Genomic DNA, 15,591 nt, shown 5'->3' with positions numbered 1-15,591 from the left:
GCGGGTTAGGGCCCGGCCCTAACACTTCAGCGCGGAACATCGAAGGGTTTTCTAAGGTGAGTGCCCGACGCGCAGCTTTTCAGGCTCGTTTTCGGTCCTGTTTCTCAGCCGCGAACATTGGCCCGCAGCTCGGCCACGATTTCCTTGGCGGCTTGCCGCGCCCGCTCCAGTTGGTTGCGGTCAAAGGAGATAGCGCCCACGCGCGCGTGCCCTCCACCGCCGTAGCGCTCGCAAATCTTCGCCAGGTTTACCATGGACTCCGCCTTAGCCCACGGGTTGGATCCCACCGAAACTTTCGTTCGAAAGCTGCTCATGCTAAGGCCGACGCTGTAGATGCATTCTGGATGCAGATAATACGGAATGAACTTGTTGTAACCCTCCAGCTCCTGGTCGGTAACGTCGAAAAACAGCACGCCGTCTTCGCAAACTGCCCGCTGGCGCAGCACCTCGATCGAGCGGCGGTGGCGCTCCAGCAGTGGCGGCAGAAGCGGGGCGATGAACGGCTCCTCCAGGATGCGCGCCAGCGGCTTCTCGGTGAGCAGCGGAATCAGCCGCGGCACGAACGCCGAATCCTGCGTGGACTCGATCACCATGGTGAGCTTCATCGCCGGCTGCGCCATCTCGACCGCCGCCTGCGGGCTGTCGTACAGGGCCCCGTCGATGATGTCGGCCCAGGTGACCAGTTCGCTCACCGGCCTCGGGTCGAAGCCGAACTTCTGCTCCGCCACGGTGGCGATGAACTTGGTGCACGACTTGAAGTCCGGATCGTAAAACTTCTTGCCATCGCCGTTGTTACGGAAGTGCTGCGCGTCTTCCGGCGTGAGGAACGCGCTCTGATGATGGTCGAACCACCAGGTGATGCGCGGCGAGCGTGAGTACTTGAAGTCGACGATCGCGTTCTCGTCGCCGGTGAAGTCGCCCTCGTTGAACAGCGCGCCGGCCCGATGCACCAGCCCGTGGTAGAGGAACTCCACACCATTGCGGATGCGTTCCCGGTAAAAGCGCGAGAACACGGCCGCCGAGCTGGCGCCGTCGAAGCATTTGTCGTGATAGAAGACCTTCACCTGCACCCGCAGCCCTCTTCCCTTAGAGGCGCCCTCACAGAAGGACGGCGCCGTCAAAAGCAAAGTAGATAGAGATGCCATTGCGGGAGACGGCTGTCAAGCGGCCGGCTGGAAAAAGCACCATGAGGATCGCGACCCCAGCGTCAAGCGCGGGCAAGAAAAAAGGCGGAGGCCGCGGCCTCCGCCTTCTCCCGAATCGGAAAATCTAAGCGTTCGCCTGCTTCTCGGCGAAGTTTCCGATGACCGGCACCTTGAACCGGCCGCCACTGAACGCCTTGATCACGCAGATCAGCCACATCACGGCGGTCGTCAGGTAGCCGAGGATGCCGACAATCCATCCCAGGATCGGGATGATCATGATCACGCCACAGGCGAACATTGTGATCGCCAGCCCGATGCACTGGAAGGCATGGAACTTGATGTTCTTGTTCTTGTTGTACGGCTCCACGATCAGGAAAATGATCGCGGGGATGATGGTGATGTACGCAAGCCCGCTGGCAACGTTCTCAGATAGTCCCCCTGCCGCTGCGGGTGCCGGTGCCGCCCCACCGGGATTTGGTGCATCGGGCATGTGCAAACCCTCCTCGATGTCGAGTGGAAACCTTTCAGCGTCCGCGGCGAAGTGGCTCCGCAGGCACGGTGAATGGTTGCGCACATTATCAGAACCGGGATGCAAAGGCAATTTCAGAATTCTTGGAATTGCGTGCCCGGAGCGGACTTACGGGACTTTTCCACGGTCATTAAAAATATCGGGAAAAATATCAGGTCACGGCATCATCGGATCATTGGGGCCGGGACCGGTTCCTGATGTTCCGTGACCCGATGGTCAATCCTACACGAGCCGTCGCCCCTCATTCTTCTTGCGGCACTCCTCGCACAGGCCGTAAATCTGGAAGGTGTGGCGCGTGGTCAGGTAGTGGTGCTTGCGCCCGATCTCCTGCTCCAATTTACGAACCTCGGGCGAGAAGAATTCCACCGAGCTGCCGCAGCCGGTGCACACCATGTGATGGTGGCTGCGCCGGTTGTACTGGTGCTCGTAACGGGCGATGCCGTCGTGGAAGGCCACTTCGCTCGCCAGTCCGCATTCGGCCAGCAGCTTCAGCGTGCGATACACGGTCGTAAAGCCGATGCCCGCATCTTTTTTTTTCACCAGGCGGTGCAGCTCGTCGGTGGAGAGGTGCTCGCGCGTCTCTAGGAAGGTCCGCAGGATGGCGTCGCGCTGCTCGGTGTGCTTCAGTCCCACGCTCTTCAGGTGGCGATGAAAGATTTCCTGCGCTTCGCGCATGTCTTCGCGCGAGATCTGTGGCTGATCATCAATGCGTTTCTGAAGCATGTGCCGGAAGGCAGTCGACCTGCCTCCAGCATAACACCCAGTCAAGACGGGGTCATCGGGGGCATTGATCGTCTGGTTTTCGGGCGTGCTTTCGCCCGGATTTTCGACGGGCCTTCGTCTCCAAGCCCCGATGGCCGAAAATCCCCCATAATCAATGAGCAATGCGGTGAAAGCCTGATTGTCCCGCAACAGCCCTGACCCGTAGAATCGTGCGTCCCCGGACCGCAATGGCTTCCACCGCTCCCGCTCACAACGCCGTGACGCGACGTCCCGCGCGTCTCTGGCCGCGCCTTCTTGTCCTGCTCGTGCTCCTGGCCTTGGCGGCCGCCGCAGTGGCTGTCTCCTGGTTCTATGCGACGGCGCGCCGCGCCCTGCCGCAGCTCGACGGCGCGGTCCGCGTGGCCGGCCTGCACGCTCCGGTCACGGTCGTCCGCGATGCGCAGGGCGTGCCGCACATCACCGCCTCGACCGCCGACGACCTGTTCTTCGCCCAGGGCTACGTCACTGCGCAGGACCGGCTCTGGCAGATGGACATGTCGCGCCGCTACGCCTCGGGCGAGCTGGCTGAAATCCTCGGGCCGAGCCTCATCCAACACGATCGCCAGCAGCGCATCCTCGGGCTGCGACAGGCGGCCGAGCGCGGGTTGAGCCTGCTCTCGCCCGCCGAGCGCGCTCACTACGAAGCCTATGCGCGCGGCGTGAACGCCTACATCGAATCCCGGGGCGACCGCCTGCCGGTGGAGTTCCACGTTCTGCGGTACTCGGCGCGCCACTGGACGCCGCTGGATTCCCTGCTCTGCGGCGCAAACCTGTGGCAGACGCTCAGCGGGAATCTTTACTTGACCGCCGTGGAGCGCGAAACGATTGCCCGGAAGCTCGGGCCCGAGCTGGCTGCCGACCTCTACGTGAACAGCTCGTGGCGAGACCATCCGCCCGGCGCCGACTCGAAACCCATGGGCCTGCCGGACGAACTGAATCCTGAAGACCGGCAGAACCGTCTTCAGCCCGACCACGGCTACCGCAACGACTACGCCCAAGGCGCCCCACTCAAGCCTTCTTCTGGCGCGGGTGGCCCAATCAAGCCGTCTTTTGGCTTGCGTGCGGATCTTGGTGTTTTAACAACCAATATCGAACCCTCACCTGAATCCCTGGTTCCCGGCTCCAACAACTGGGCCGTTTCAGGCCAGCGCACCGCCTCAGGCCGCGCCATGCTCGCCAATGACATGCACCTGGTGAACACCGTGCCCAACACCTGGTACGAGGCGCACTTAAAGATCACCGGCAACGACACCGAGGCGCTCGACGTCGCCGGCGTCACCCTGCCCGGGCTCCCCTACGTAGTTATGGGGCACAATCAGCGCATAGCCTGGGGCTATACCAACATGGGCCCGGCGGTGCAGGACGTCTTTGTCGAGACCCTGCGCGCCGGCCAGCCCGCACCGCAGTACCAGACGCCCACAGGCTGGCAGCAGGCCGGGCAGCGCAGCGAAGTGATCTACGTGAAGGGCGAGCCGCCAGTGGTCATGCGCGTCATAAGCACGCGCCACGGCCCGATCATCAGCGAACTCATCCCCGGCGAGTCGCGCCCGCTCGCCCTCAAGTGGACGCTCTACGACCCCGGCATGATGGCGCCGCTCTGGGACCTGAATCGGGCTTCCAACTGGCAGGAGTTCCGCTCGGCGGTCGCGCGCTTCGCCGGCCCCGCGCAAAACATGGTCTATGCCGACGCCGAGGGCCACATCGGCTACCAGGCGATGGGGCGCATCCCGATTCGCGCTTCGGGCGACGGCTCCGTGCCTGTTTCTGGCGCCGATGATGCTCACGAGTGGACCAGCTTCGTGCCGTTCGAGAAGCTGCCCAGCGTCTTCGATCCGTCCTCGGGGATCGTCGCCACGGCCAATGGACGCATCACGCCTGATGGCTATGCTTACGTGCTTAGCACGCAGTGGGCCGCGCCGTATCGCACCGAGCGCATCTACCGCGTGCTGCGCTCCTCACCCAAGCTGAACGCCGAGCAAATGCTGCGCCTTCAGACCGACATCTATTCGGTCTTCGACCGCTACTGCGCCGACCGCTTCGCGTATGCGGTGGACCACGTGGCGGCCGCTTCCCCGCGCGCCAAAGAGGCGGCGCGCCTGATGCGCGGCTGGGACGGCCGGGTGACCGCCGACTCGGTGGCACCCACGCTGGTCACGCAGTCGCGCAACGAGCTCTGGCGTCTGCTGCTGGAGCCGCGGCTTGGGCCTTCGCCCGATCCGCAACCCAATTCACCGCCCGCGCCGCCGGTGGGATGGCGGCAGTACTCCTGGTTCATGTCGGAGGTTGCGCTGGAGAACATCCTCGAACGCCAGCCGCAGCGCTGGTTGCCGCCCGGTTTCCGCAGCTATGACGACTTGCTGGCCGCCGCGGTGGAGGCGGCCGCGTCGCAGAAATCGGCGCCGCGCGACCTGAGCAAGTGGACGTGGGGCTCGGCGCGCCACGTCGAGTATCGGCATCCGGTGCTCGGCGCCGCGCCGCTGGTCGGGAGGTGGGCCGGGACCGGATCGCGTCCGCTTTCCGGCAACGGCAACACGGTGAAGCAAATGGGACGCCAGCTCGGGCCCTCCGAGCGCATGGTCACCGACTTCGCCGACCTGGACGCGACGCGGCTGAACATCGTCAGCGGGCAGTCAGGACAAATCCTGAGCCCGCACTTCCGCGATCAGTTCGACGCCTGGTACGAAGGCCGCAGCTTTGTGCTTGCGTTTTCCGATGAAGCGGTGGCGAAGGCGAAGCAGCATGAGCTGCGGCTGGAACCGCGGTAGCGACCTATACCCCTCCCCCTCCTCGCTAATGGAATGTTTGGGTTAGCGATGGAAATCCGTCGATGGTCCGTTGATCTAAAGGACTTACACGTAAGATCCTTTGTCTAAAGGAGTTAGCGACGCAAATTTGTCAAAGAAGAAAACCCGCGCGTGTGCGCGGGCCTGCTTCCAGGGTAGCAGTTCCGGCGAGGAGAATGGGAAGGCGGCGAGGAAGTTTAATCGGAGTGTTTCGTGCAAGTTGAGCGGAAAAGTCCTTGGGGCGGGGCTTGACACAGATTTTGAGATACGTGGCAATTCACGGCTTCCGCCCCACCGACGCCTGGCCGAAGCCCCGCGGCTGTTCCTAACGGGCGGATCGCCCCGTGTTCGCTGATTCGTGCCGACGGGCGAGGTCGCCCGTCGGCACAGCGTGCGAGGTTGAGGCAGGTCAGCGCGGGTGAGGTCGCCCGCGTCCGCACGGTCCGTGGTGAGAGCGGCGGCTCAGTCGATGGCCTTCACGTCGACGGCGCGGCCGACGATGTCAATGGAAGGATTGGTTTGCTCGGCGCCGGTTTGGGTGCTGTAGATGCGCAGCTCCCCGCCTTCGACCACGTAGACCACGTTGCGGCCGTCGATAGGCTGCATGCCGGTTACGTCGCCCTTGGGAGCGTCAATGACGGCGGTCTGGGCTGCCGTGTCGAAGATGCTGAGGCAGCCGTTGGTCACGTTGTTACAGGTGCGGGCGCCGATGAACAGCTTGCCGCCGGCGAGGGCGATCTGGTTGTGGAAGCCGTCGCTGATCGGCACGGCCGACTTGGTCACCGCCATGGTCGAAGTGTTGACCACGTCGAGGCGTCCCGCGCCCAGGCGCGTGCCGGCCACGTACAGATTGGCGCCGTCGAGCAGGCCGGTGGTCGCGGCCGAGACGTTCACGCTCTGGCCAGCCGTTTTGGTGGCGACGTCGAGCACGGTAACGCGCGCCGTGCCGCCGCCGCACTCGGCGCCGCAGCTCAGGATGAAGGCCTTCGAGTCGTCGGTGCTGAAGACGCCGAACACCGGCCGGTCGAAGCCGCCGACGGGCGACGCCTGATTGGTCGAAGTGTCGATGATGTTCAGCGAGTCGGATTCGTCGCTGAAAGCGAGCACTTTGCTGCCGTTGTGGCTCTTCACCAGGGTGCGCACGGTGGGGATGGGAATGTTGACCGTCACCTTGAAGTTGACAATGTCAATGATCGAAACCTGCCCCAGATTGCGCAGCGCCACGTAGCCGAACTTATTGTCGGAGAGCGCCACCATACTGGTGGTCTGCTCGCCGACGGCGATGGTGCCGGCCAGCGTCTCTTTGGTGTTGTCGATGACCTGCACGGCCTGGTCCTGCTGGTCGAAGATCAGCGACTTGGTCTTGTCGGGCGTGACCACGATGATGGATGGCCGGTTGGTCAGGTTCACGGCGCCGCCGATGGTGTCGTTCAGCGCGTTGATGATCTCCAGGATGCCGTTCGCAATGCCGACCGTGGTGGTCTGGTTGGTGACGAAGACGCGCTTGGCGATCTTGCTGGGCGGGCCGGAACTGCCGCTGCCGCTGCTGCCGGAAGAGCCGCCGCAGGAGAGCCAGAGCGCCAGCAGAAGCACGGTGGCCAGCGTCGCGCCCCCATTTCGGCGCGCGCGTGGCTGCTTCGGTTGGAGTGCTGCGCTCAATGGATTCATGATTATAGCAAGGCGGGCTTCACCCCTGGCAGAACGCAGGGCGAAGCTCGACTTGCGCGCTGCCGGCGCCGAGCGACGGTTGTTTTCCCACGTTCGCGTCGCAAAGAACGCGGCGCGAACGCGGGAGCCCAACGGAAGTTTGGTTGTTTGGAAAAAAGCCGGGGCTGAAGCCCTCGGTTCGTGGCGCTTTTTCACCGGCCTAAAAGGCCGGTGCTTCCACCGACGCCGGGCTGAAGCCCAGCGTTGTTGGCGTCAGTATTCTTCCGCGAGTCGTGTCCTAGTTCAAGTCAGGACACTCCCCCTCGGCGCACCGGGGAGACGCGCTGCATTTGATATGCTGAAAGTCCCGGTTCGCGCCTGCACGGAGCCGGAAATGCGGCATGCCCGGCAGCTTCAAAACCCGTCTGGAAAAGGGCGGCCCCATCGTCTGCGACGGGGCGATGGGCACGCTGATTTACGAAAAAGGCGTGTTCATCAACCGATGTTATGACGAGCTGAACCTGTCGCAGCCCGACCTCATCCGGGGCATCCACCACGATTATCTAACGTCCGGCGCCGAGATGGTGGAGACGAACACCTTCGGCGGGAACCGCTTCCGCCTGGAGCGCCACGGCCTGGCCGACAAGGTCCACGACATCAACTGCGCCGGCGCGCGCATTGCGCGCGAGGCGGCCAAGAGCTTCGACGCCTGGGTTGCCGGCTCGGTCGGACCGATGGGCGTGCGCCTGGAGCCGCTGGGGAAAACGTCGCGCGAGGAAGCGCGCGAAGCGTTTCGCGAACAGATTGCCGCGCTCCGCGAAGGCGGCGTTGACCTGGTGGTCCTGGAGACGTTCGGGTATTTGGAGGAAATCCACCAGGCGATTCTTGCCGCGCGCGACGTTGATCCCACGATGGCGGTGATCGCGCAGGTGACGATTGACGAAGACGGCAACTGCCTGGACGGCGCTTCACCCGAGATCTTCGGCGAGCGGCTCGACGCGTGGGCGCCGGACGTCATCGGCTGCAACTGCTCGGTCGGTCCGGTGGCGATGCTGGACGCAATGGAGCGCGTGCGCCGCGTGACGGCGCGCCCGCTCTCGGCGCAACCGAACGCCGGAATGCCGCGCTCGGTGGAGGGCCGGAACATCTATTTGTGCTCGCCTGAGTACATGGCCAGCTACGCGCGCAAGTTCGTTGCGGCCGGCGTGCAAGTGGTAGGCGGATGCTGCGGGACGACGCCCGAGCACATCCGCGCCATGCGGCAGGGGCTGCGCGTGGGCCAGGCGCGCGCGGCCGCGCAACCGGTTGCCGCCAAGCCAAAGGCCGCGCCGGCAGTGACGGCGCCGCCGCTGGCGAAGCGCTCGCGGCTGGGCGCCAAGATCGCCGCCGGCGAGTTCGTGACGCTGGTGGAGATCGTGCCGCCCACGGGCACGAACTCGACCAAAGAAGTGGAAGGCGCGCGCTACCTGAAGTCGGTGGGCGTGGACGCCATCAACATTCCAGATTCGCCGCGGGCATCGGCGAGGATGAGCAACCAGGCGCTATCGCTGCTGGTGCAGCAGCAGGTGGGGATCGAGGCGGTGCTGCACTACACCTGCCGCGACCGCAACGTGCTTGGCATTCAGAGCGACCTGCTGGGCGCTTCGGCGCTGGGCATTCACAACCTGATCTGCATTACCGGCGATCCGCCCAAGCTGGGAAACTATCCCGATGCGACTGCGGTCTTTGACGTGGACGCGATCGGGTTGGTGAACATTGTCCACAACCTGAACCAGGGTCTCGATATCGGCGGAAACCCGATCGGCACCGCTACCGGGTTCGTGCTCGGCGTGGGCGCCAACCCCGGCGTGCCCAATCTTGATGAGGAGATTCGCCGCTTCGAATACAAAGTAGAGGCAGGCGCCGAGTACGCCGTGACGCAGCCGGTGTTCGACATCGCGCTGCTGGAGAACTTCCTCAAGCGCATTGAGCACTGCCGCATCCCGGTTCTGGCGGGAATCTGGCCGCTCACCAGCGCGCGCAACGCCGAGTTCATGAAGAACGAATTGCGCGTTGCCGTGCCCGACTCGATCATGCAGCGCATGGCCGCGGCGACCAGCGCGGAAGCCGCCCGTGCCGAGGGTGTGGCCATCGCGCGAGAAATGCTCCTCGCCCTGCGCGGCACGGTGCAGGGAGCGCAGATCTCAGCGCCCTTCGGCCGCTACTCGACTGCCGTGGACGTGCTGGAAGCGCTGGGAACGGGGAACGACGCGTCGAACCGCGTGGCCGTCAGCAAATCGGGTAATTGAGGAATCGCTCTCATCGGGTAAGTGAAGATCAGGAGCCAGCGGCGAAGGACACGTAAGTCCCACAAAGGGCACGAAGGAGTCCACTCGCCTTCGCGTCGGTCGTGACACCTTGTTTCCTTCATGATTTGCGTTCGGTTAACCCGATTGGCCGATCTCCCAATTACGCGGTCCGTACGCCGGCTTGCGCCCTGTCCAGCGGTCCTGCAACCAAAGTTGTTGAACATTCGTCAAACTTTCACTTGCATGAGCGCCGCTTCGTCTTACAATGTGAGAGAGGAATTTTTACTTTGCCGAAGTTTGAAGAGTGTCTGGAACGGCTGGAACGGATCCTCGGAGAACTGGAACGCGGGGACATTCCTTTGGAGCGCTCGCTCCAACTGTTCGAGGAAGGCATTCAGCTCTCGAATTCCTGCCGCAAGGAACTAGAGGACGCGGAGGGCAAAGTGGAAATCCTGATGAAGCAGAACGGCAAACTCCACGCTGAGCCCTACGAGGCATTCGCCGAGCGGGCTGACAGCAGGAAGTAACCTCCAACCGGCAGTCAGGAGTTATTGCCATGCGTCCGAACGTGATCATCGCGCAGCATGATCCAGCCTCCGCCGCCAGCCTTGCCCTGTCCCTGATGCCGCATTGCCGCGCCATCCGCGTGGTGAACTCGCGCGAGGAACTCTCTGCCGCAGTGCCCCGGCATCGTGCCGACGTGGTGGTGGCTGACCTGGAAATGCTCAGCATGAGTGAGATCGAGGCCCTGCACGAGCAGTTCCGCCAGCTTGCCATCGTGTGCACGCACCGCGTTCCCGACGAGGAGATGTGGGCCAAGGCGCTGCGCGCCGGCGCCGTGGACTGCTGCTCCACAGACGATGTGCCGGGAATCGTGGGGATTGCGACGCACCAGCAGAGTTTGTCGAAGAGCATCGCCGCGTAGGAACAGTCGTCGGTCGTAGGTCGTAGGTCGTGGGCCAAAACCAACCTTGCCCGACGACCGAAGGCGGGCGGGGCTTCTGAAGCTGTCTTAAGGAAAAAATCCCAAGTCCGCCGTGCGCTCGACCTGGTCGAAGCGGCACTCCTTTGGGCCCTTGTCGGGCCGCCAGCACAGAAAACGCGTGCTGTGCCGGAAGCGGCCGCCGCTGAAGGGGTCGTAGCTGACCTCGCAAACAAGTGTGGGTTCCAGCGCCTCCCACTCGCCGCTGCGCTCGGTGCTCCAGCGGCTGTGCACACGGGGGGCGCGACCGGTGAATCCTTTGCCACGCGCCAGCGGTTGCAGCACTGCTTTAAGTTTCTCCCGCTCTTCCCTCCTGAAGCTGGATGTAAATCCCACGTGGTCGAGCAATTCGCGATCGTTGGAGAAGCCCGGGAGCAGCGAGCCGACCGGCGAAGACGCGGGTGGGGTCGCGGCGGGGCATGGCGAGTTGGATGCCTGAAGCGGGCGATCTGGCGATTCGGGTTTTGTGAGTGCGATGGTCAAATCGCCAGCTGAGCAGGCCGTCAGATTTGGCTTGTTATACTCCCCCTCTCATGCTCATCGAGGTCCTGGAACACGGCCGTCAGATGGCCGATGAGGCGCTTGAGCGGCTGATTCCGCCGCCCACGGAGCCGCCCGAATCCATCCATAAGGCGATGCGGCACAGCGTGTTTGCCGGCGGCAAGCGCTTGCGGCCGATCCTCGCGATGGAGGCGGGGAAAATGATCACCGGTTCGCTGCCCGCGGGAATCGAAGACCTGGGCGCGGCGCTGGAGATGCTGCATACGTACTCGCTGATCCACGACGATTTGCCGGCGCTCGACAACGACGACCTGCGGCGCGGGCGTCCTACGTGCCACAAGGTTTTCGGCGAGGCGCTGGCGATCCTGGCCGGCGATGCGCTCCAGACGCAGGCGTACGAAGTGCTTGCCAACCTGCGCTGCGGCGCTGAGGCGCGCGTGGCCATCGTCGCAGAAATTGCGCGCGGCACCGGCACGGTGGGCGGCATGATCGGCGGTCAGGTAATGGACCTGGAGGCCGAGCGCACCCGCCCCGACGCGAGGACGCTGGAGCAGATCCATCGTTCCAAGACCGGCGCGCTGATTACCGCGAGCCTGGTGAGCGGCGGATGGTATGCGGGCGCGACACAGCAACAGGCGTCGCGGCTGAGGAACTTCGGCAAAGCGATCGGCCTGGCATTCCAAATCGCGGACGACGTGCTTGATGTGACGCAGCCTACCGAGCAGTTGGGGAAAACGGCGGGGAAGGATACTGCGGTCGAGAAGGCCACGTATCCCGCGTTGTTCGGCGTGACTGAATCGGAACGCATGGCGGCAGAGTTGGTGGCGCAGGGGTGCGCGGAGTTGGACGAGTTCGGCGCGCGGGCGGACGACCTGAAGGAGCTGGCGCGGTTTCTGGTGGAGCGGAAGAAGTAAATCGTCGATCGTCGTTGGCCGGTGGCAGGGTCAACGGCAAGAGCAAACCACAAAGGACACGAAGGTTGCAGGAAGGACACAGAGGCCTCGACATTCTGGCCATCGCCGCGCATCGCGACGACGTGGAGCAAACCTGCGGCGGGACGCTGCTGAAAGCGGCCGAGCACGGCAAGCGCTGCGGCATCCTTGACCTGACGCGCGGCGAGATGGGCACGCGGGGGACTGCGGAACAGCGCGCGGTGGAAGCCGGGGCGGCGCAGCGCATCCTGAAGGCGCAATGGCGCGAGGCGCTCGACATTCCCGACGGCCGGGTGGAGAACACGTGGGAGAACCGGCTGAAGGTCGCGCGCGTTATCCGGCAGCAGCGGCCGCGCGTGGTGATTCTGCCGTATTGGCAGGGACGGCATCCCGATCACTACACCTGCTCGACGCTGGGGTACGAAGCGTGCTTTCTCGCGGGACTGCGCAAGCTCGATCTGCCGGAGGCGCCCGAGGCGCATCGTCCGTTCAAGATCGTGTATGCGACGCTGTACCACGATGTGCGGCCGACGTTCGTGGTGGACATCACGGCGCAATTCGACGCGCGCGTGGCGGCGCTGATGGCGTACAAGTCACAGTTCGGGGACCAGGCGGCCGGCGCCGGGCTCTTCCCTGCCCAGGCCGAAATTCGCGGACGCCTGGAGGCGATGGCGCGCTTCTACGGCATGATGGTGGGCGTGAAGTATGCCGAGCCGTTCCTGCAAAAGGAAGTCGGGCTGGTGGAGGATTTGACGGCCCTGCCGGTGCAGTCGATCTAGGCAAACCTCTAACCACGGAGGACACAGAGGAGCGCGGAGGAAACCTTTTGTGATTTGTCCGTGTCCTCTGTGGTTAAGTCTTACCGCTTCGTCGCGACCGCCACGCCGTCCCGCAGCGGCAGAATCGTGGTGAACAATTCCGGCGAGGCGTAGAGCAGGCGGTTGAACTCCCGGATGGCCCTGGTGCTTTCTTCCGGTTTGGCGGAAGGATCGGCGACGCGGCCGGACCAGAGTACGTTGTCGGCTACGAACAGGCCGCCCTTGCGGATGCGCGGGAGGGCGAGCCTGAAGGCGCGCGGGTAGTCTTCCTTGTCGATGTCGCAGAAGATGATGTCGAACGGGCCCTTGTGCTCGCTGAGGATTTCCAGCGCGTCACCAACCTTGACTTCAATTCGCGCGGTCACGCCAGCCTTTTCAAAGTTGCGGCGGGCCTCGTCGGCATTTTTCTGGCTGCCGTCGGTGTAGATCACCTTGCCGCCATCGCCGACGGCGCGCGCCCACCAGAGGGTGGAGTAGCCAATGGCCGAGCCCATCTCGAAGACGGATTTGGCGCCGATGAGCTGCGCCAACTGGCAGAGCACGCGGCCGACGGCGGGTCCGACGATCGGGACGTTGCGCCTGGCGGCTTCGGCTTCCATGGCGGAGAGGACGGCGTCGCGGGGCGGCAGAAGTGAGAGCAGATACTGGTCAATGGCGGGATAGGTGATGTTGGGCATGATCGGTCGTTGGCCGTCGGTCGTCGGCAAAGTCAAAACCAACTGTAAAAGCCAAACCAAAAGCTTAAACACAAAGGGCACGAAGGAACACAAGGATCCCAAAAACTACGTTAGGCCAGTGTTTCACCTGGGCTCATCTCGCAGACCTCCAGTTCGAGGTCGCCGATCAGCTTGCCTAATTTTTCCGGCGTTCCGGTCAGCAGCGGAAATGTACCAAAGTGCATCGGGATGACGACCTTGGGCTGAAGCAGGTTGCAGGCGTAGGCGGCTTCGCGCGGGCCCATGGTGAAGTGGTCGCCGATGGGGATCATGGCGATGTCGGGCTTATAGAGGTCGTGGATGATGTGCATGTCGCTGAAGACGTTGGTGTCGCCGGCGTGATAGATGCGCAAGCCGGTCTCGAACTCCACCACGTAGCCGCAAGGATCGCCGGCATAAACGGTGTGCCCGCCATCGTCGATGCCGCAGGAGTGGTTGGCGGTGGTCATGGTGACGTGCACGTCGAGCACCTGCTGCGTGCCGCCCTTGTTCATGGGCGCGACCTGCTTTACGCCTTTCTTCTGCAGCCACAAGCACAGCTCGTAGATACCGACGACGACGGGGTCGTGCTGTTTCGCGATCTCGACTGCGTCGCCGATGTGGTCGCCGTGACCGTGCGTGACGAGCATGGCGTCAACTTTCTTCAGCTTCTTGTGCTCGGGCGGGCAGGCGGGATTGTTCATCACCCAGGGGTCGATAATGAACGTCTTGCCGCCGGGTGTCTCGATGCGAAAGGTGGCGTGTCCGAGCCAGGTGATGCGGACGCCCTTGAGGTCTACACGCATGATGGCATGGCCTCCGAAACGTTCGATTGTAAACCGGAGAGGGTCGTTGGCAGACCGCTCATTGGCCGTTGCTTCTCCAAGACGATTTCGCCTAGCCAGCCCGCGCGGTTCCTGTTATGAATATGCGCTCATGCAGGCTGTCCAAGTGAAACCGGAACTGAAGGTGTTGTTCACGCGGGCGCAAATTCTGGCGCGCGTCAACGAAATGGGCGCGCAGATCACGCGCGATTTTGCGGGGCAGCCGATCATCTTCGTGGGCGTGCTGAAGGGCGCCACGGTTTTCCTGAGCGACCTGGCGCGCGCGGTGCAGCTCGACGCGACGTTCGACTTCATCGCCGTCTCCAGCTACGGCAAGGCGGCGCACTCCTCGGGCGAAGTGCGGCTCACCAAGGACCTTGACCAGTCGGTGAACGACAAGAACGTGATCCTGGTGGAGGACATTCTGGACACGGGCCTGACGCTGACTTATCTGCGCAAGCTGCTGGTCGCGCACCAGCCGCGCGCGCTAAAGCTGGCCGCGCTGCTCGACAAACCGTCGCGCCGCGTGCAGCCGATCACCGCCGACTACACCGGCTTCCAGATTCCCGATCACTTCGTGGTCGGATACGGCATGGACCACGCCGAGCGCTATCGCAATTTGCCGGACATCTGCGTTCTCCCACCCGAGTTGTTCTAATCCGCACGCTTCTTTCACCACGAAGGGGCAAAGACACACCGATTGCTTCAATTTCTTCGTACCTTCGTGTCTTCGTGGTGAGCCCTGAAGAGCAGAAAAATGCCCCTCGCGGACGAGGGGCCAGGAGAGAGGACCCAGGGGCCCGAAATTTGTTCAGCGCATGCCGGCCAGCAGTTCGCGAACGCGCAGCCGCGCCTGGTGCAGGCCGTAGCGCGATTCATCCGCGCTCAGGCCCAGGGTGCGGGCGATGCGCTCGTGGCTGTAGGACTCGGCATCGTGCATCAGGAAGATGAGGCGCTCGGTCGGCGGGAGCTGCACGACGGCGCGCTCCAGGTGCACGCGCATGACATTGCTGCGTACGTTCAGCGCCTCGGCCGCCGGAGAGCACTCCAGCGTGAGGACGCCCAAAGGCGCGGTCTCGCGCAGCTCGGCAATGAGTGCGCGGTCGATCATTTCATCCGAAGGCACGGTCGAAGCCGCGAAAGCGCGATGGAAGACCTGCGCCATCAGCTCCTCGGCCGCCATCTCGTTGTCGGTCATCCAGAACGACAGCGCGTAAACCCGATGCCGGTTCTGCTCATAGATCAGTTCGTAGTTTGCTCCGGATTCGAATGCGGGCAGATACGACGCGAAGCTGGTCAACTTCAGTTCCTGAATCGTGCTCGCCATGTGTGACCTCTGTGGGGCTCAGCCCTGGGGAACGCTTCTGGTAACTGCCGACCCCGCCGTAGCGGAAGCCTTGGCAACCCTTGCTCAAGCACTTGGCCCGCCATTTCTGAGCGCCTGCCGGCCCGGCCGCACGGCGTTGGTACGTCAAGAGATGGAGGGCACGTGTTACGGCCAGAATGGCAGCCGCATATAGACGATTCCCTGAGACAAGCAGAATTTACACACTGAATATGCAGGCGCGCAGGGCCCGTAACCTTATGAAATCGCTAGGACTGAGAAGCCAGTAGGCGCGCGCCGCCTTGAGACGCCCCGCCCGAGGAAGGGCCAATTGCACTGTTCCCGTCCGAAGAAATTCGGG

General features: G+C 63.5%; 15 protein-coding genes. 7 read left to right on the top strand and 8 right to left on the bottom strand.

What is annotated here, in order from left to right; translation table 11 throughout:
• Positions 1-104 precede the first annotated feature (104 nt).
• The 3 genes from VFA60_09960 to VFA60_09950 form a co-directional block, all read right to left on the bottom strand.
• Positions 105-1,070 (bottom strand): phosphoesterase, encoded by a 966-nt coding sequence (locus VFA60_09960; GenBank protein ID HZQ92105.1) that lies wholly within the window; start codon positions 1,068-1,070, stop codon positions 105-107.
• Positions 1,071-1,269: 199 nt separating this feature from the next.
• Positions 1,270-1,635, bottom strand: a complete 366-nt coding sequence (locus tag VFA60_09955) for a hypothetical protein (protein HZQ92104.1) — start codon at positions 1,633-1,635, stop codon at positions 1,270-1,272.
• A 261-nt stretch (positions 1,636-1,896) separates the two neighbouring features.
• A complete protein-coding gene (locus VFA60_09950) occupies positions 1,897-2,397 on the bottom strand; it encodes a Fur family transcriptional regulator (protein ID HZQ92103.1) in 501 nt (166 codons plus the stop codon).
• A gap of 257 nt (positions 2,398-2,654) precedes the next feature.
• On the opposite strand from VFA60_09950, the gene VFA60_09945 reads away from it, so the two are divergent.
• A complete protein-coding gene (locus VFA60_09945; protein ID HZQ92102.1) occupies positions 2,655-5,201 on the top strand; it encodes a penicillin acylase family protein in 2,547 nt (848 codons plus the stop codon).
• Positions 5,202-5,681: 480 nt separating this feature from the next.
• Here VFA60_09945 and VFA60_09940 read toward each other — a convergent pair whose 3' ends face one another.
• Positions 5,682-6,887, bottom strand: a complete 1,206-nt coding sequence (locus tag VFA60_09940) for a hypothetical protein (protein ID HZQ92101.1) — start codon at positions 6,885-6,887, stop codon at positions 5,682-5,684.
• A 380-nt stretch (positions 6,888-7,267) separates the two neighbouring features.
• Between VFA60_09940 and VFA60_09935 the strand changes: the two genes are divergently transcribed.
• From VFA60_09935 to VFA60_09925, 3 genes are all read left to right on the top strand, one after another.
• Positions 7,268-9,154 (top strand): bifunctional homocysteine S-methyltransferase/methylenetetrahydrofolate reductase, encoded by a 1,887-nt coding sequence (locus VFA60_09935; protein ID HZQ92100.1) that lies wholly within the window; start codon positions 7,268-7,270, stop codon positions 9,152-9,154.
• Positions 9,155-9,393: 239 nt separating this feature from the next.
• A complete protein-coding gene (gene xseB, locus VFA60_09930; protein HZQ92099.1) occupies positions 9,394-9,681 on the top strand; it encodes an exodeoxyribonuclease VII small subunit in 288 nt (95 codons plus the stop codon).
• 29 nt (positions 9,682-9,710) lie between these two features.
• A complete protein-coding gene (locus VFA60_09925) occupies positions 9,711-10,079 on the top strand; it encodes a hypothetical protein (protein ID HZQ92098.1) in 369 nt (122 codons plus the stop codon).
• An 87-nt stretch (positions 10,080-10,166) separates the two neighbouring features.
• Here VFA60_09925 and VFA60_09920 read toward each other — a convergent pair whose 3' ends face one another.
• Entirely contained in the window at positions 10,167-10,619 is a 453-nt protein-coding gene (locus VFA60_09920; GenBank protein HZQ92097.1) for a hypothetical protein, read from the bottom strand.
• Positions 10,620-10,669: 50 nt separating this feature from the next.
• Between VFA60_09920 and VFA60_09915 the strand changes: the two genes are divergently transcribed.
• Together VFA60_09915 and bshB1 are read left to right on the top strand one after the other, a co-directional pair.
• Positions 10,670-11,551 carry a farnesyl diphosphate synthase gene (locus VFA60_09915; protein ID HZQ92096.1) on the top strand — a complete coding sequence of 294 codons (882 nt, stop codon included), beginning with the start codon at positions 10,670-10,672 and terminating at the stop codon, positions 11,549-11,551.
• Positions 11,552-11,616: 65 nt separating this feature from the next.
• Complete coding sequence (gene bshB1, locus VFA60_09910) at positions 11,617-12,348, top strand: bacillithiol biosynthesis deacetylase BshB1 (protein HZQ92095.1); 732 nt, start codon at positions 11,617-11,619, stop codon at positions 12,346-12,348.
• A gap of 80 nt (positions 12,349-12,428) precedes the next feature.
• Here bshB1 and VFA60_09905 read toward each other — a convergent pair whose 3' ends face one another.
• Together VFA60_09905 and VFA60_09900 are read right to left on the bottom strand one after the other, a co-directional pair.
• Positions 12,429-13,064, bottom strand: coding sequence for an O-methyltransferase (locus VFA60_09905; protein ID HZQ92094.1), 636 nt, complete (start codon positions 13,062-13,064; stop codon positions 12,429-12,431).
• Positions 13,065-13,174: 110 nt separating this feature from the next.
• Positions 13,175-13,888, bottom strand: a complete 714-nt coding sequence (locus VFA60_09900; protein HZQ92093.1) for a metal-dependent hydrolase — start codon at positions 13,886-13,888, stop codon at positions 13,175-13,177.
• Positions 13,889-14,018: 130 nt separating this feature from the next.
• On the opposite strand from VFA60_09900, the gene hpt reads away from it, so the two are divergent.
• Positions 14,019-14,564: a hypoxanthine phosphoribosyltransferase gene (hpt, locus tag VFA60_09895; GenBank protein ID HZQ92092.1), complete on the top strand. Its 546-nt coding sequence runs from the start codon at positions 14,019-14,021 to the stop codon at positions 14,562-14,564.
• A gap of 153 nt (positions 14,565-14,717) precedes the next feature.
• Here the strand turns inward: hpt and VFA60_09890 are convergent, their stop codons facing one another.
• A complete protein-coding gene (locus VFA60_09890) occupies positions 14,718-15,233 on the bottom strand; it encodes a sigma factor-like helix-turn-helix DNA-binding protein (protein ID HZQ92091.1) in 516 nt (171 codons plus the stop codon).
• Positions 15,234-15,591 lie beyond the last annotated feature (358 nt).

It is taken from the genome of Terriglobales bacterium (genome assembly GCA_035651995.1).
Classification (GTDB): domain Bacteria; phylum Acidobacteriota; class Terriglobia; order Terriglobales; family Acidobacteriaceae; genus DASRER01.
The sequence above is the reverse complement of the archived record's forward strand: the minus strand, read 5'-3'. Positions and strand labels throughout refer to the sequence as shown.